This is a genomic window from Treponema sp. OMZ 906 (assembly GCF_024181185.1).
Lineage (GTDB): Bacteria > Spirochaetota > Spirochaetia > Treponematales > Treponemataceae > Treponema.
In genome coordinates this window covers 2549445-2566631 of sequence record NZ_CP051196.1, presented here as the reverse complement: position 1 = coordinate 2566631, position 17187 = coordinate 2549445, and the positions used below count along the sequence as shown (strand labels likewise).

16 protein-coding genes and 1 tRNA gene are annotated in these 17187 nt (G+C 44.2%); 13 read left to right on the top strand and 4 right to left on the bottom strand.

Features of this window, described 5'->3' with window-relative positions; translation table 11 throughout:
• The first annotated feature begins 54 nt into the window (after positions 1-54).
• From E4N69_RS11635 to E4N69_RS11605, 7 genes are all read left to right on the top strand, one after another.
• On the top strand, positions 55-480 hold the full coding sequence (locus E4N69_RS11635; protein ID WP_253823929.1) for a hypothetical protein: 426 nt from the start codon (positions 55-57) through the stop codon (positions 478-480).
• Positions 481-600: 120 nt separating this feature from the next.
• Entirely contained in the window at positions 601-1203 is a 603-nt protein-coding gene (locus tag E4N69_RS11630) for a DUF2715 domain-containing protein (RefSeq protein ID WP_253714530.1), read from the top strand.
• 182 nt (positions 1204-1385) lie between these two features.
• A complete protein-coding gene (locus E4N69_RS11625; protein ID WP_253823928.1) occupies positions 1386-2669 on the top strand; it encodes a DUF2715 domain-containing protein in 1284 nt (427 codons plus the stop codon).
• A gap of 105 nt (positions 2670-2774) precedes the next feature.
• Positions 2775-3374: a hypothetical protein gene (locus tag E4N69_RS11620; protein ID WP_253823927.1), complete on the top strand. Its 600-nt coding sequence runs from the start codon at positions 2775-2777 to the stop codon at positions 3372-3374.
• Between the two features lie 62 nt (positions 3375-3436).
• Positions 3437-4108 carry a zinc ribbon domain-containing protein gene (locus tag E4N69_RS11615; protein WP_253823926.1) on the top strand — a complete coding sequence of 224 codons (672 nt, stop codon included), beginning with the start codon at positions 3437-3439 and terminating at the stop codon, positions 4106-4108.
• On the top strand, positions 4101-4424 hold the full coding sequence (locus E4N69_RS11610; RefSeq protein ID WP_253823925.1) for a hypothetical protein: 324 nt from the start codon (positions 4101-4103) through the stop codon (positions 4422-4424). The genes E4N69_RS11615 and E4N69_RS11610 overlap by 8 nt, the downstream gene beginning before the upstream one ends.
• Positions 4373-4876, top strand: coding sequence for a zinc ribbon domain-containing protein (locus E4N69_RS11605; RefSeq protein WP_253823924.1), 504 nt, complete (start codon positions 4373-4375; stop codon positions 4874-4876). The genes E4N69_RS11610 and E4N69_RS11605 overlap by 52 nt, the downstream gene beginning before the upstream one ends.
• A gap of 437 nt (positions 4877-5313) precedes the next feature.
• Here E4N69_RS11605 and E4N69_RS11600 read toward each other — a convergent pair whose 3' ends face one another.
• Both E4N69_RS11600 and E4N69_RS11595 read right to left on the bottom strand, forming a co-directional pair.
• Positions 5314-6246, bottom strand: a complete 933-nt coding sequence (locus E4N69_RS11600) for a septal ring lytic transglycosylase RlpA family protein (RefSeq protein WP_253823923.1) — start codon at positions 6244-6246, stop codon at positions 5314-5316.
• A 220-nt stretch (positions 6247-6466) separates the two neighbouring features.
• Positions 6467-6552: transfer RNA gene (locus tag E4N69_RS11595), tRNA-Leu, on the bottom strand.
• Positions 6553-6594: 42 nt separating this feature from the next.
• Here E4N69_RS11595 and E4N69_RS11590 point away from each other — a divergent pair.
• Positions 6595-7470: a TatD family hydrolase gene (locus tag E4N69_RS11590; RefSeq protein WP_253823922.1), complete on the top strand. Its 876-nt coding sequence runs from the start codon at positions 6595-6597 to the stop codon at positions 7468-7470.
• A 33-nt stretch (positions 7471-7503) separates the two neighbouring features.
• On the opposite strand, the gene E4N69_RS11585 is transcribed toward E4N69_RS11590, so the two are convergent.
• Positions 7504-8730 carry an IS110 family RNA-guided transposase gene (locus E4N69_RS11585; protein ID WP_253823921.1) on the bottom strand — a complete coding sequence of 409 codons (1227 nt, stop codon included), beginning with the start codon at positions 8728-8730 and terminating at the stop codon, positions 7504-7506.
• Positions 8731-9131: 401 nt separating this feature from the next.
• Here E4N69_RS11585 and E4N69_RS11580 point away from each other — a divergent pair, with 401 nt between their 5' ends.
• From E4N69_RS11580 to E4N69_RS11560, 5 genes are all read left to right on the top strand, one after another.
• The gene (locus E4N69_RS11580; RefSeq protein ID WP_253823920.1) at positions 9132-10934 is read left to right on the top strand and encodes an alanine--tRNA ligase; all 1803 of its coding nucleotides are present in this window, start codon (positions 9132-9134) and stop codon (positions 10932-10934) included.
• 74 nt (positions 10935-11008) lie between these two features.
• Entirely contained in the window at positions 11009-12094 is a 1086-nt protein-coding gene (locus E4N69_RS11575; RefSeq protein WP_162664424.1) for an MOSP complex formation periplasmic protein, TDE1658 family, read from the top strand.
• A gap of 2 nt (positions 12095-12096) precedes the next feature.
• On the top strand, positions 12097-12540 hold the full coding sequence (gene nusB / locus E4N69_RS11570) for a transcription antitermination factor NusB (RefSeq protein WP_162664423.1): 444 nt from the start codon (positions 12097-12099) through the stop codon (positions 12538-12540).
• A complete protein-coding gene (locus E4N69_RS11565; protein WP_162664422.1) occupies positions 12521-14260 on the top strand; it encodes a tetratricopeptide repeat protein in 1740 nt (579 codons plus the stop codon). The genes nusB and E4N69_RS11565 overlap by 20 nt, the downstream gene beginning before the upstream one ends.
• A 48-nt stretch (positions 14261-14308) precedes the next feature.
• Positions 14309-15061 carry a class I SAM-dependent methyltransferase gene (locus tag E4N69_RS11560; protein WP_162664421.1) on the top strand — a complete coding sequence of 251 codons (753 nt, stop codon included), beginning with the start codon at positions 14309-14311 and terminating at the stop codon, positions 15059-15061.
• Between the two features lie 14 nt (positions 15062-15075).
• Here E4N69_RS11560 and E4N69_RS11555 read toward each other — a convergent pair whose 3' ends face one another.
• Positions 15076-17169, bottom strand: coding sequence for a methyl-accepting chemotaxis protein (locus E4N69_RS11555; RefSeq protein ID WP_162664420.1), 2094 nt, complete (start codon positions 17167-17169; stop codon positions 15076-15078).
• Positions 17170-17187: the final 18 nt, after the last annotated feature.

Here is a 17187-nt window from a genome sequence, read left to right as displayed (position 1 = left end):
TGAGGGGGGGGGGGGGGGGTAATATGGAAGAAAGTATTTTGAAAGGAGCTTTATATGAAAAGCAAAAAATCTAGTTTAACAGCCGCGCTGTTTGCGGCTCTTATCGGTACAGCATTCGTGGTTACCGCGTGCTGGCAGGGGGCTCCCGCCGGAGGGAGCGGCATTCCCGGAGGGGGTGGTTTAGGTTCCGGAGGCGGAAATACTGCATCAAGTATCGAGGGTCGTTGGAAGGCTAATGGCGGTCGGTTGGTTTTACAACTTAAAAACGGGAAAGTTACATATACTGGTACTGTTGGTGTCGAGGTGTCTGACAGCGGTACATATACAATAACAGGGAATACAATAACATTTACCGGTTTTACTAATCCGGGAGTAAAAATGCTCTTCAATAGGGAATTTAAATACAAGATTGAAGGGAATATCCTTACACTATTGGATGGCGCAACGGATGCTCCCATGTATCAATTCGAAAAAGCATAGGGTATTTTACGTCGAAACGTAACATATTTTTGCAGTTACAATGACAACCTCTAAAATAGGAATAGAGGTTGTCTATAATTTTTTACGGTATGGTTAATACCAAAAAGGAGTTTTTTTTAAATGAGGAAAATTGCTATTATGCTTTTCTGTCTTGCGTTGGTTTCTGCACATGCGTTTGCAGAATTTGTTATGGTGCCGGGACTTGGACTTAGCTATTATTCCGGCTCAACAGGGGAAAAGTCTTCTGTGTCTATGGTTCCCTTTGGGGTCGGTTTTGACTTTTCGTACCTGACGGATTCGGGCTTTACGCTTTGCATGGATAATGATTTTCAGTATTTTGGAAAAGTAACAACTAAGGTTGATGGTAACTCTGTAGGTCTGAGCGTGAGTAAGGGGCTAGCATGGAATTCGCGGATAATGCCGGGATATACGTTTAAGTTTGCAAAAGACAATGCATATCTCCGTTTAGCAGGCGGACTTGCCGTAGGTACCTTCGGTTATGAAGTTACGGAGGCAAAGGCTGTATCCACAGCAATTACGGTAGGCTTGGCTTTTCATGTTGGTTTTGAATACTTTTTTACGAATATGATCGGTATCGGTGTTTCGATTAACGAGATTCCTTCCATTTTTTCAGGCCTGCCGGTCGGAAGTGCCAATATTTTCAATTTAAAAGTAGGTCCCTCGTTTAGGCTTGGAGGAAAAGGTCAAGCGGCTAAGAAATAAATGTTTATTGTTAGTCGTATAAAAAATAACGGCTGAAAAATACTGCGAGAAGCTTTGTCTCCTTTAATGAACTAATCCTGGTAGGAAATACTTTTTTCTATCGGGATTTAGGTGTTGATTAACCGAATTTCCGAACGGGAAGGTTAAGAAATAGGTAGTAAGCAACTATAAGGAAGAACGTTATGAAAACACTAAAGCGCTGGATAATGATGTCTGCGTTTGCAGTAATATACTGCCTTTTAGCAATATCCTGTATGACAGTAGATAGGCGCGGTGCTTTTCTTATTGATACGCCGAAAGCAATAAAAGAGCATAATATTATAGAAGATAAGATTCTTCCGTATATTGCCGAAGTGCTCGAGTACAATAATCCCTCCGGTACAAATAATCCGCAAGCAGCGCAGTATTTCCGTACAGTTAAAACCGCCAACAATATGAACTATGATAAATTCGTGGACTGTCAGGATTATGCTCTCCTTTTTTATGCGCTGTGCAAGTATTATCGCATTGATTGCAAGCTCGTCGGTAATCCCACCTTGCACCATGCATATAATCAACTGAATATCCGCGGCCATGCCGTTGATGTTGAACCGCAAAGTGGCGAAGGAACCGTATATGTTGTTGCAATGCACGGTTGGGAGCTTTCTAAAAATGGGCTTTTTATAAAACAGATCAATACGCATCCTGATAATATAGTCATGGATATCGATGAATGGAACGAACTGGGCAGACAAGGACGCTTTGTTAGCCCTGCCAATATGGAGCTGTTTAACTATGTTGTCAAAAACGGACATCTCCCTAATTGGGAAATGAGAAGCAATTATCCGATGCCGGATTTATTAACCGGTAATAGCGTTCTCTTGCTTACGCCTTCTATAGGCTACAATTATTCTTACTATGGAGTCGATACCACCGCTCGAAAATCAGATCAATTTACATTCGGTATAAACTGGTTGCAAGTTGCACGGCCTCCCACCCGCTGGTCATATATGATAGGTGCAGATTGGGCAATAGGCGGTAAAATAACCGAAAAGAACACTTCTCGTGCGCAATGGGGAGAACCGTATACGGCCTTTTCATCGGTTTTATCTGCACATCTACTCATCGGCTATACCTTTAATGTAAAAGATTTTTATCTGACACCCGCCGGTGGCATCGGGCTTTCTGCCAGCATATTCGGCAAGTCATCATTTATCTCTTTTACCGTACCGATCGATTTGGATCTTAAATATTATTTTACCCGCAGCGTCGGGATCAGCATTTCCGGTATGGGGACATTTGGTATAGGTTCCTTCATTACTTCTTCTGAAATGCCTGTTGATAGTGCTTCCGCATTCTTTCTGAGGGCATCAATGTTCCATCCTATCAGTATGAATTTTGCAGTAAAAATCGGTCCGACAATCAGAATTCCCGGTCAGAAAGGACTAAACGAAAAAATCCGTGAATTACAAAATAAGCGGAGATAGAGTGCAAATAATTTTGCTATAAAGGAGGCATTGCTATGAAAAAGATTATCGCATGCATGTGTTTGCTTGCTTTCATCGGAACGGCGCATGCGCAGGGAGAATTAGATGTCACCGATGTATGATTGGTCGTATACGGAAAGAGTGAACCTGAACGGTAGATGGTTTTACGGTTCAAAAGCAGATGGTTTACAAAATAATTTTGCCGATTCGTACCGCGAACAAGACGGCTATGCGATTGTCCTGGGGCGTAGATTGCATTATTGGCTCTACGATACCCAAACTTACCACGGTGGAGATACTTTCGAAATATGTAACCACATTGTTCCGCACTGGGTAGAGCGGCTCGGTTATGATATCGACTTTGATAATATAGAAGTGTATCAACCCAATACCGGTTTGGTATCTTCCGTAAAGGCTTTGATGGCACAACGCGGCTGTGATGTCAGCATGGCGCTCGTTGACGAAGTCGATTATATGTATGTTGTAGTCAATGAGCATCTGGCAAAATGGCGGCAGTACAAAACAACCTGTTATTTTTTGTTAGAGAATACCAGTCCACAGGGGCTGTTGACCGTATTTGATGCAATTGATAACGAAGAAAATAAAATGATAGAGCAGAGCGATGAATACAAAACCTGTCCCTACTGCGGCGAGCAGATAAAAAAAATTGCTGTTAAATGCCGGTACTGTAAACGAGACGTGTAAAGAATACGGAATATCAGGCTGGCAGATAAGTTGTCTTGCTTATTTTACAACAGGAGATACCGATGAAAGAATTTGTCATTTATGAACATCCTTCGGGAGACATTAAGGCGGTAAAAAAAGGCTGGTCGCATCCGGCGTTTTGGTTAGACGGTTTTTGGGCGCTGTATCACGATTTAACTCCGCAAGCTGTAACGGGAATAGCACTCACCATACTTTCTTTGTTAGGGGTTGTGGGAACTAATTGGGGAGGAGCTCTGGGATTACTCGGTGTGTCGGTTTATTACGGCATAAAAGGCAACGACTGGATTAAAGAGAAACTGATAAAGTCGGGATATGTGTCTAAATGTTCTTTACAGGCGGATAACCCCGACGGTGCCGTATGGCGATACAAAGCAATTCAAAAAGAGAAGCAGGCAAAACAAGCCGCGCAAACTCAAGCGGACGGTACTCAACCCGCCCCGAACACCGATGTAAAAACCTGTCCGTACTGCGGTGAGCAGATAAAAAAAATTGCCGTCGTATGCCGATACTGCAACAGCAACCTATCCGAGCCGCATCCTACACAGTCCGCAGTGGAAAATACCGAACACAATGCACATACGCATCCTGATGAATACAAAACCTGCCCATACTGCGGTGAAGAAATAAAAAAAACCGCCGTTAAATGCCGGTACTGTAATAGCGATTTACCGGAATCGTTACCTACTGTATATGGAGCTATAAAAAATGAATAAAAAACTTTTTTCTATGGCGGTACTGTCTATTATTTTGCTCAGCGGTATCGATACGGTACAAGCGGTAGCGCAAAATGTTTCTCCCGCTTCGGATTTTGAGTATGACTTAAATGGAGACGGTACGGGAGTAGTTATCCTAAAGTACGTCGGAAAAGGCGGTGATATCGTCATCCCCGACAGCATTGAGGATTTTCCCGTTGTTTCGGTTGGATGCGGATTTGATAACCTCTATTTGATACGGTTTATACCGAAGGAGATAAAACGATGGAACAGAGCGATGAATATAAAACATGTCCTTACTGCGGCGAACAAATAAAAAAGAGAGCTATTAAGTGTAGGTATTGCGACAGCGATCTATCCGGCTCGCATTCTACACAGTCCGCAGCGAAAAATACTGAACACAATGCACAGTCGAGAGGAAAATCGCCCCGTAAAAAGGCTTATACGAAACGTAATGGTGTAAATGCCAGGGATATTGGTATTGATTTAGGCGCGCTTGCTTGTGAGTGCGCACGGCATCTTGAAGAGGGAACGTGTACGGAAGAGTGTGATGCTTGCGTGTACAATGTGCATAACTACAATGCAACACCAGATGAGAAAGCATACGCACTTGCAATAGCTCAATCACAGGCAGATGCAACACAGCGTATGAAGGCACGGCAGTTTTCGGAAGATATTGGAATACTTATCGTCTATGGTATTGTCATCGCTTTATTTATATGGATGTTTTCAGCAATCAAAAGTTGTGTTTTATCTGTATTCAGATAAGTGTACAAGCATCAATGCAATAAGATTTATAGAAACGTCAGTAAGTTATTTAACCAGTCCAATAAACTATTGGGAAGATAGATATATAGCAAAGTATAACAGTGTTCCAATGGCTAAAAGGTTTGAAAAATATGGCACATTAAGAGAGTGGAAATGGAATAATTACAATGAGAGAGGATGGGTATGGAAGGAAGAGATTGGGACAGGATACGAAATAAAGTAGCAAGTCCAATACTTGAGATACGAAAGATGAAAAGAAAACTTTTAGTAATATGAATTTTGCTGGCAGGGAAAGTTTAAAGCAATAATGACTGGTTACGGAGCACATCGCTGTCGGGGATACGATCGCTATAGCACATAACAATCGACAACCCCGGCACCTTGCGTCGTGGAGTTGTCGATTTGTCTGATACGTTTACTTTGATAAAAAAATCGGCTTACCAGCTTTCCTGTCTGATTACGTAATCAGTGAAAGAATGATTTGCCAGTGCTTCTTTTACTTTTTCAAGATCGTCAGGTTGTATACCCGGAAGGACAACCCGTACCGATTTTTCAGTACGCTCATACGCAGGGTCGAATCCTGCTTTTCTTAGTTGGACAACAAGCCGCAGTGCATTTTCTTCCCGTGCAAAAGCGCCCAGCTGAATTCTCCACAACACGCCTGAAGTACCTTGTGAATAAACCGGCGCCGGAGTTTGTGCCGGTTGTGCGGAAGCTGAACGGTTTGCAGCACCTTTAACGGTATCAGGCTTTGCTGTTTGTTGATCTACAGATGACGGTTGTCTTTGTGTTGTGTTAGGCTGCGATGCTTGAGCTTGTGGTGCTTTAGACGGTGCCGTTTCTGCCGCTGTGTCGGAGCCTTTAACTGGCATATCGGACACCGCCTCCTTCTGAACAGGCACCGCTTCAGGCTGGGAATCGGTAACGGGATGAGTTCCTTTCGGTGCGGATTCCGTCGCTGTGTTGCTGTAAACATCAGTTGTCGCAACGAGTGCTGCATGATCAAGCGAATCAACCCTTTTAATCGAAACTCGTGTGATACCGCGGCTAATCATCCCCAAGGATTTAGCTGCAGCTTTTGATAAATCTATCTCGCGGTTTGGGACAAATGGGCCGCGGTCGTTTACGCGTACCACCACTTTTTTCCCGTTTTCAAGATTGGTTACTTCAAGAAAAGTTCCGAACGGCAGTGTTTTGTGGGCTGCCGTATAGGCATTCATATCGAAAATTTCGCCGCTTGACGTCGGCCGGCCGTTAAAAGCCTCTCCGTAATAAGATGCATAAGTTTCTGCTGTGAGTAATTCTTCCGCTCCAAGGGGTAATAACAACAATGCCCCCACTAGAGCTGACAGTACATGGTATTTTCTCATAAGATCCTCCCATAGCTTCATACAGACAATATCGGAAAACAAGAAAAAAAATTAAGTGCAAAAGTCGGAAGAGATTTTTAATGGAATGCAGAAACGTACCATCGATAAGTTCACAATAGATTAGACGCAGTCGCGTATAAATAGTTCAAGACATAGAATAAAGCACAGATAAGAAAATATATTAAAAAGCGGGGTTGCTCGGGACTTCCATGAAAAGAAGTGCCGGAGACGAGACTTGAACTCGTACGACCGTTACCAGTCAAGGGATTTTAAGTCCCTGGTGTCTACCAATTCCACCACTCCGGCAAAGATGATATACTATACCGGAATTTATAGAGGCGGTCAAGATTGTTTACAGACTCTCATTGTCATTTACATCATATTTCTCAAAAAACGGCACACTTTCCGCTGATACTGAAAGCGATGCAGGAAGAAGGGTATCCTTTTATAATGGATATCGGGACAGATGCCGGAGATTTTATCCCTCGGTATAGCACCGTTGCGGAAGCTTGCGGCAAAGACGGCTCTATACCCGATTTTATCCATTTTTCTGCGGGATTGTGGCCGGGGCGTGCCGCTATTGAACATTCGGCAGAGGCATTGCAAAGGCTTGAAGCCGATATTCAAGCGATCCTCAAAAGCGGGCAGCTGTATACGGCAGTCGGAGAATGCGGTATAGACCGGTATTGGAACCATGCCGGAGCAACGGGTACGGGAACCGATGATCTCGCCGGTGAAGAAACGCTGTTTAAAGAACAGCTTGCTCTTGCCAAACGGTACGGATTGGCTGTGATTATTCATTCACGCGACGGCTTTGAACCGACGCTCCGTTGTATCGACGAAGTAGGCTGGCACCGAGGCGTTATTCATTGTTTCTCGTACGGGAAGAAAGAAGCGGAGGCTTTTTTAGAACGAGGCTGGTATCTGTCATTTCCGGGTACCATCACATACACTGACAATGCGAAAACAGCTTCCACAATAGCGGAATTGGTACGCATGGTGCCTGACGATAAACTACTATTGGAGACGGATGCACCGTACCTCGCCCCTCAACCGGTTAGACGAGAGGTAAACACCCCGTTGAATATTTCGTATACCTATCAGGCTGCAAGCAAATACCGGCAGTGTTCGGTAGAACACTTATGCGAAACCGTGTACCGGAACTGCCACCGTCTTTTTTCGCTGCTGTGTAAAACCCCGGACATCCGTGTTCGTTCTGCATAGCCAGCACTTTTGAAAATAGCCTGCTATGAAAAGTCAAGTGGCTAAATGAAAATTTTGAGGCAGCTTAGAAAGCTCAAAATCAGGAGGAAAGAGCGGGAGATAATCAATATTGTTTTTGAGTATGGTAAAAACGACGTTAAGAAGTTTATGAGTAATGAAAGCCAAGGCTTGAGATTTATTCTTTCCTGCATTCATTTTTTTCTGATAGGCAAAAGCAAATGAGGGATCCCATTGTTTGACGGTGTTTGCAGCAAGCCACAGCGCTCTGCGTAGATACGGAGAGCCGCGTTTAGACATATGAACCCTTGTTGCCGAGAAGGAACCGGATTGCTTAATAACCGGATCCAGACCTGCGAAAGCGGTCAGCTGTTTTGGATTTTGAAAACGGGAGATATCACCTATCTCGCTCAAGATTACAGCAGCGAGCGTAGTACCCATTCCCTGTATTTTGGTTAATTTACAATCGAACTTGGCATACAGTTGTTCGATGAGCGTCTCAATTTGGCGTATTTGACTTTCTAAAAGTTCAAGTTGTTCGATCATTTGCTTTACAAGCAGAGACAAAGACTGAGAAGATAAAAGAACTGCAAAAGAATTTCGTGCACGTTCTCGTACTTGATCAGCTTTCTGCTGCTTAAAACGGCCTTTACTTGACTTGCGTAAGATTTCACACAGCCGTTCGGTGTCGAGAGCGAGGATTTCTTCAGGACTCGTGCATTCCTTCAGCAGTTCACAAGAGGTTCTGCCGAACATGTCGCTAAAAAGTGATTCATATTCGGGAAAAATCCTGTCCATCATGGAAATAACTTTGCGCTTTATATCACCTGCCATATCGACCAGATAGAAACGCTGACGAGTAAGGTCACGCAGAGCGAGCATATCATCGTTGGCAAGATTGGTTTCACAGTATTTCCCTAGCCGTATACATTCGCCAATCAGTTGTGCATCGATAGGATCGGTTTTTGTCCGTCGTATCTGCAACCGGCGCAGTGCATCGGACTGGAGGGGATTGATAACGTGAATGGTAAAACCTTTATCGCTCAGCCACGTATACAGGTTCAGCCAATAATGTCCGCTCGCTTCCATACCGAAAACGAATTGACTGATGTCAGTACTGATGTCGGCAAGTTTTTGAAGAAGACCGTTAAAGCCTTCGACGGAGTTGTCGACTTTGAACGTTTTACCGATGAGCTTACCGGTATCATCGGTTATAGCAGCAACGTGAGTTTTCTTGGCAATATCAATTCCAACAATAAACATAATGCTGTATTCCTTTGGGATAAATGGATTGGTGAAATATGAATGATCTTATCTCCGAAAGGCACACATCCTCGTGTGAGATACGGGGAATGCCCCCATCCTGCTCATCTGTGTACTACCTACCGGAGCTAAGAAATCCAGTCTATTTTACGGGGAGCACCCCCAGCGTGCAGACGGGTTATCTCATCATATTGCACGGGTATACTATCCCAAAATGCATAAGATCATTCAATGACTTTATTATACGAGGCGGTACAGATGCTAGGAGCGTACAAAAAACACCCGCAGGCGTACTTGTTGTACGTCGAGGACTGTTTTTTGTTAAGCGACAACGCAGATGTGCCACCTATTTTCAAAAGTACAGTTGACAGGCTTAATAGCTTTTCTTACTATGATAAAATATGAATAAACACATTACAGCAGACGAACTCCGTTCCAAGTATATCGCATTTTTTAAAAGTAAAGGCCATACGGAAATTTCCGGTAAGTCGGTTATCCCCGAAAACGATCCTACCGTACTATTTACCACCGCAGGTATGCACCCGCTTGTTCCCTATCTGATGGGTGAACCGCATCCTGCGGGGACACGTTTAACGGACTATCAAAAGTGTATCCGCACCGGCGACATCGATGCGGTAGGGGATGCTTCTCACCTCACCTTTTTTGAAATGCTGGGAAACTGGTCGCTTGGCGATTACTTTAAAAAAGAAGCTATTGGATTCAGCTTTGAATTTTTGACAAGCCCACAATATCTTAACATTCCGGTTGATCTCCTTTCCGTAACCGTTTTTGCAGGCGATGATAAAGTGCCACGCGACACCGAATCGGCGGAGATTTGGGAAAAACACGGTATCCCGAAAGAACGGATTCACTTTTTACCCCGCGAGGATAACTGGTGGGGGCCCGCAGGGGAAACCGGTCCGTGCGGTCCCGACACGGAAATGTTCATCGACACGGGAAAGCCTGCGTGCGGCGCCGCATGTCGCCCGGGTTGCAGCTGCGGTAAGTACGTTGAAATATGGAACGATGTCTTTATGCAGTACCGCAAAGAGCAAGACGGTTCCTATCACACGTTGGAGCGGCACTGTGTCGATACCGGTATGGGAATTGAACGTACCGTTGCAATGCTGCAAGGCAAGAAATCCGTGTACGAAACCGAGATTTTTACCCCGCTGATTGCCGCAATTGAAAAGATTACCGGCTACCAATACGGCAGCGATGCTGAAAAAGATGTATCCGTCCGTATTATCTGTGACCACATCCGTGCGGCTACCGTTATCTTGGGAGATCCGAAAACTGTGGTGCCATCCAATGTCGGTGCAGGGTACGTACTTCGCCGTATTATCAGACGAGCTGTCCGCCATGGCAGGAAGCTTGGTATCGAGGGAACTTTCCTCGCAATTCCGGCAAAGGTTGTCATCGAACAATACAAGGGCGCGTATCCCGAATTAAAAGAGAAAGAAGCAACCATCACCGCCGAGCTTGAAGCCGAAGAGAAACGCTTCCTCGAGACCCTCAAAAAAGGCGAGACTGAGTACGAAAAAATGAAGCCAAACCTGTTAAAAAATCCTAAAAAGATTATCCCGGGCAGGCTTGCCTTTAAACTCTACGATACCTACGGCTTCCCTATTGAGCTTACCGAAGAGCTTGCGCGGGAATCGGGTTTAACCGTTGATAAAGAGGAATTTGAAGAAGCCTTTAAAAAACACCAAGCGCTCTCTCGCGCCGGAAGCGAACAGATTTTTAAAGGTGGTTTGGCAGATCACTCCGAGCAGACCACCGCGTACCACACCGCGACGCATCTTTTGCATAAAGCGCTCAGGATGGTACTTGGCGATCATGTTGCGCAAAAAGGGTCTAATATTACGGCAGAGCGACTCCGCTTCGACTTTTCTCATCCGCAGCCGATGACTGCCGAAGAAAAGGCGGAAGTAGAACGTATTGTCAACGAGCAGATCCAAGCAGATTTACCGGTTACGATGGAAATAATGTCGCTCGAAGAAGCAAAGCGTGCAGGGGCGATGGCACTCTTTGGAGAAAAATACGAAGATACCGTAAAAGTGTACTCCATCGGGAACTTTTCAAAAGAGGTATGTGGTGGCCCACACGTAGAACACACCGGTGTATTAGGCAAGTTCGTAATCCAAAAAGAACAATCGTCATCGGCGGGTATCAGACGTATCCGTGCGGTACTTATAAAATGAGATATGTGAACCACCGGTAAGTAACTTATCGGTGGTTCATTTGTTTACAAATATCAAAACTTGAAGAGGATACGATGAAGAAAACTGTAATCATGTTGTTTATTGTATTAAGTTTGTCTATAAGCGGCGTCTTTGCCCAAACCAATTTGCAGCCTATTGCAGAAGTGAAGCTTACAGGAAGGACACCGATTACTCTTGGTCAGCTAAAAACTCGTGTTTCTGCCTTGGAAAAAGAAATCGGACGGAAGATGACTTTAGAAGAGCGGCAGCAAACGCTGGACGGTCTCATCAATGAGCGTTTAATCGTACAGGCTGCCGAAAAAGACGGAATAAAAATCATGGATTCGGAAGTAAATAATTACTTCACCGAATACGTATCCAATCAATTGGGGCAGCAGGTGTCCGAAGCAGATTTTGCAAAACTGATTAAAGAAAAGACCAATATGTCGCTGGATGAATATATGAAAGCACAAAATGGCATGACCCTTGCAGAGTTTAAGAGCTTTTTACGAACCCAACTGACTGCGCAAAGATATGTGATGCAGAAGAAACAAAAAGAGCTGCAATCGATTCCAAGTCCGAGCGATGATCAAATCCGTTCGTATTATGAGGTGAATAAACAGTCTTTCGTACAGCCTGACACAGTACAGCTTTTCCTTGTGGTAGCCCCGAAAGGCGACAAAGCAAGTACTGCGGAAAAAACGATAAAAGATATTCAAAAAAAACTGACGGCAAACTCGAAGGCTACCGCCGATATTCGGGCAAAATCGCAGGAAAAGAATTCAGGTTATCAGGCCGGAGAGATTTTTGTCAGTAAAACCTCATTAGCAGCTGAGCAGCTCGGTATTCCGATGGACGAACTTCTCAAAATCTTTAACATGAAGGTAGGAGATGTGTCTCCGATAACGGAAACAGGTGCTAATTACCAGTGTTTTGTCGTCCTAGCGAAAAAAGATGCGAAGATACTCGGTTTAAGTGATGTAGTAGAACCGGGCGGAAATGTCAGTCTCTACGAATATATAAAAAAGATGGTGATTATGCAGCGCCAAAATGAAGCACTTAACAACGCGCTGGTTTCGGTAACCAATGAGCTCCGTAAATCGGAAAATTTCGTCATATTTAAAACCGGCACCGATCTTGAAAAAGCTCTTTCGTGGTAAAGATGGCGATCGGGAGACGACGTGGAAGGATTCTTGCGTTTCAAGCGCTGTTTGCTTGGGATGCGGGATCGCTTTCGCCTGATGATTTATTGCGCTTCCCATGGGCGGAACGTACCAGTAAAGAGGTGCATGACGAAGATCTATTATTTTCACAGCTTCTTTTTTTAGGTACTGTTGAGCATATCAATAAAATCGATACCCTCATTACCAAGAACTTAGAAAATTGGGATTTTAATCGGCTTAAATTGGTCGACAAGGCAATTCTTCGCCTCAGTACTTATTCACTCCTTTTTCAACAAGACACCGATCCCAGGATCGTAATTAACGAAGCGGTTACTATTGCCCGCACGTATGGCACCGATGATTCCTTTAAGTTTGTAAACGCAGTACTTGACAGCATTAAACGAGAGTGTTTAGACTGCTCTTATGAAAAGGACAAAAACTAATCTCTTTCTTATAGGAAGTCTTTTCCTCTGCGTTATTGCCGCAGCATGTTCAAAAACAGATAAAAATGAGCTTTTTCAACAAAAACTGAATGTCATTGACGGTGTTATGCAAGAGGGAAATACTCAAAAAGCCCTGAATAACTTACGTGCATTGCGTAAAAAAGCACAGATCCCCATTCACTATTTAAGCATTGCAAAACGGGAATTACAGTTGCATTACCCTGTACAAGCTCTACAATCAATTCAGACCGGTCTAAAAAAATATCCTGATGACCCGATGCTTAACGCTGCCCTTACTCATACATTGATGCAGGAAGGACGGATAGAAGATGCTGCTGCAGCAGCTGAATCTTTGCGTGGCTCCTCTTATGTTGGTATTGGGGCGGAGGCTCTTATCCATATAGATAAGGAAAAACAAACATACCAGACGCCTGCTTCTTTTTGGCAAGAAAGTTTTCGGCTTACGGGCGAACATATTTTCTTGGAGAATGCTGCCGTAATGCTTGCTCACCAAGGAGACATTGCACAGGCAGCCGCACTCCGTTTCCGAATTGCTAAAGAAGAAGCGCTTCGGTCTCCCTATTTTTGGTCGTGCTTAGCTTATGATATGGGGAATTTCCAACCGGTACTGGATGATTTAGTCTATTCACTTGCGTATGCCGACATGGCGGGGCTCCCTGAAAACAATCCTAAGGTTTTTGAATATGCCCGCCGTCATCTCTTGCTTGCCGCTGATGCAAGTGCGGGGCTCGGTGATATGGAGCAGGCGCGTGGTTTTTGGCACATATATGTCGACCGTTATGCGGATTCTTCAAGCGAAGTTTTTTATAACTTAGCGATGACCGCTCCTACCCAAGACGAAAAAGCAGAGATATTGATCGAGTGTATTTCGCAAAATCCGGGATACTATCCGGCGGTGGCACAGTATGTCCGCGCTTGGTCCGCTATCAATGCGGGGCATGATCAAAAAAATCCCTTAGACGAATATCTGCAAAGCAAAGATTTTTTCTCATTACAGATGGAAAAAGGCTTGTTTGTGTCTTCGGCTTTTACGCTTTCCGCCGAGCAAGTGCTTGAGGAAGCCATGGCTGCCGATAGCGACGATATACGGTTTCAGCTAGAAGAATTTCGATACCGTTATGTGCAGCCGAAAAACTATGCACAGGGAAACGGAGAGATGTGGAAAATCCTAGAAGCCCATCCCCATAACCCGCTGGTAAAGGCGTATGCACGCTGGTACTTTGCTTCTTCGGGCGATTTTAATGCCTGCCTTGGAATCGACAAAGCAGACAACCATGATGAAGATATATTCTACAACGGTATCCGGCATGCAGTGCAGGGATACTCGACTGCAGCACTAAAGAATTTTACCGAGGTGGAAAACGAACACCGCTATACAATTCCTGCGGTGGTTGATCAAGCTTATATCTATGATGCACGCAATGAACCGGATATGGCAATTAAGTATTTTTCCCATGCTGCAGAGTTGCTTTCCGATAACCGTGTAAAAAGTAAGATGCTCTACGAAGCTGCACGGATATATGCCGAACACAATGGGATGCCGGAAGCAATCGCATTGTTGAATCAGTCGTTGAAACTCGATTCCGAAAACCACCGAGCAAATGTACTAAAACAAAAACTTATTGCCGACGGCAGTGTTAATCGGAATTCCGGTTTAGATACTATTTTGCAAAACGGCACAGATACCAATCCGCAGTAGTACGAACAGCAGGGTGGGGTTTAAAAAGGAGAATCGAAAGGTCGCAATATGGACGATTGGTTTGAAAATGAATCTTTTTGGGTACAGTATGCCCCTATCATGTTTGACACTTCACGATGGAAGGAGGCGCCTGCCGTTGCCGAAGGTATTTTTAAACTTGCCGGGACGGGACGACAGCCGCAGGAATTAAAAATTTTTGATGCGGGATGTGGTTTAGGTCGCATTGCCGTTGAGCTTGCTATTCTCGGTGCGCGGGTTACCGGTGTCGATCTTATTAAACCATTTTTAGATGCAGCGTCAGAGGCGGCAGCGGCGGAGAACGTAACGATAGAATGGGTGCGAGCCGATTTACGGGAGTTTATACGGCCGGGGGCCTTCGATATTGCGATCAATATGTATACGAGCTTTGGCTACTGCAAAACGATTGAAGAAGATGCCCTTATTATCAGCAATATTGCGCAATCCTTAAAAGAAGGTGGCTGTTTTATCCTCGAAATGTTAGGGCGCGAAATTGCCGTGCGGGACTTCACCGCCGGAGAATGGTTTGAGCGGGCCGGTTATACCGTGCTCACCGATTTTATGGTAGAAGGGGCATGGGAAGGACTACGATCGCATTGGCAGCTCTATTCAAAAGACGGCCTCAAAGCCGATCATACCTTTGTGCAGCGCCTCTATGCCGCTACCGAATTACGGCAGCTTATGCTGTCTGCCGGTTTTACCTCAGTCGAAATATACGGCGACTTTGACCGCTCACCCTATAATGAACGTGCTCGAACCATGATACTGGTTGGGTACAAATAGAAGAGATATCCCCTCTAATTGACCTTAAATTTTCCCACTTCTTGAGCCAAGCTTTCGATACTGTGTTTATTCTTCTGCGTAATCTGATTGACTTCCTGTACCGCATTGTTAATTTGTACTGCGCCAGCCGCCATTTCATTCATACTGTCAGTGATAATGCGGGTAAGATCATCTAATTTACGCATTTCCTGCGCGACACTCTCTCCGCCTTTCAACATTTCTTCAGAACCTGCCTGCACTTCTATTGTTACCGTGTTAATGCTCTTAATAGCAGTGAGTACCTCTCTGCTGCCGTTTTCTTGCTCCCTCATTGCTTCGGTAAGTCGATCACTCATCGATTTTACCTGTTCGGCTAAGGTAAAAATTACATTGAATTTTTCTTCTACCGTTTTTGAAGAGGTTGCAAGCATTTCAATTTCTCCGCTGAGCGTTTTCAACGTTGTAGTAATAGTTTTACCTTGCGCGGAGGATTCTTCTGCGAGTTTACGGATTTCATCGGCAACGACGGCAAAGCCTTTACCCGCTTCCCCGGCATGCGCAGCTTCTATCGCAGCGTTCATAGCCAATAGGTTTGTCTGTGACGCAATATGTTGAATAACGCTGGAGGCATCCATCAACGAACCGGATTCTTCGGCAATCTTTTGTGTTACAGTATTGGAGGAAACTAGCGTAGCTTTGCCATCGCCGGTCGCTGCAGTGAGTGTCCTGATTACATCGTCGGTTTTACCGAGCGTTTGCCCGATTGAAGCAATATTTGCGACCATTTCTTCTACGGAAGAAGAAGATTGTGCAACACTTGTCGTTTGAGTTTCGATGCTGGTGTTCAGCTGCTTTATCGTTCGGACAATCTCTTCGATGGTAGCAGCTGTTTCGGTAACACTTGCTGCTTGGGTAAGCACCTGCTGCTTTACTCCATCTATATTTGCGCTAATTTCATTCACTGCGCCGGCTGTTTCAATCATATTAGTAGATAATTCATTTCCTATTTCTTCCATTTCATTGCTGTTTCTACCAACCGCTTGTATTGAAGCGCCGATTTTAGTAATTGTTTCGTTAAAATATTCGGATAAATCGGTTACCTCATCATTGCCGATCACCGGTAGCCGTACTGTCAAATCACCTTCACCTTGTGCAATATTTTTTAAAGCATTAACAGCCGTCTGTACCGGCTTTACCATTGTACGGGCGATAATATATACAATAACGATTGCCAGCAGCAAAATGATAAGCCCCATAATCACCATAGTTCCGCGTAAGGTGTTGACAGTGCCCATAAACTCCTCTGCCGGTGCATTGACAAGCACTGTCCATCCGGTCGTTTTCATTACAGCGTACGCCGCAATTTTCCGTACTTTGTCGTATTCATAATACCCGATTGTAGAATCCTTTGCTTCAAGCGCTGTTTGCAAAAATACTGCAAGAGAAGTAAAAGCCGGATTCTTTTTAGCTTCTTCTATTGGGTTAAACTGATTCTTTATCAACTCCGTATCTTGATCAGCAATGACTATCCCTGTATCTCCTATCATAGAACAATTACCGGTTTGTCCGATAACGATATCTTTTACAGCATCATACATCGCGAATCCGTCGATTGTTGCTGCAAGTATATCATGTGCTTGATTATTATCATCATAAATCGGAACAGCAATAATGATAATCATTTTACCGCTGATAAGGGACATAAAAGGCTCGCACATCAAAGGTTTTCCTCGATAACTTTTAAACCAAGCGGTAGAAGAAATATCACTTGTTCGCCCGTTAGCTAAATAACCGATTCCGTTTTGAGTGATAATATTGAGTATTTGGAAAGAAGTATTTTTATCAGCGAGTTCTTTTAACAATACCGCCTTTTCAAAATACGATAATTCGGTACTTTGTAATGCCGGCATCTGGGCAATACCTTCAAGCAATTGAAACCACTGCTCAATTCTGCCGTCCAGTATTTCGGCTGTATCATGCGCCTTATCCAGCAGATGCGCTTCAATATTTTTTATTACAGCTTTGCGTGCTGTGTGGACGGCTAGAACACTTTCTATTGTTAAAGCCGTCACAATAAGAAACCCAAAAATGAGAATAAGTTTATATCGAATAGAAAAGCGTTTTTTCATTATTGATCTCTCCCTATG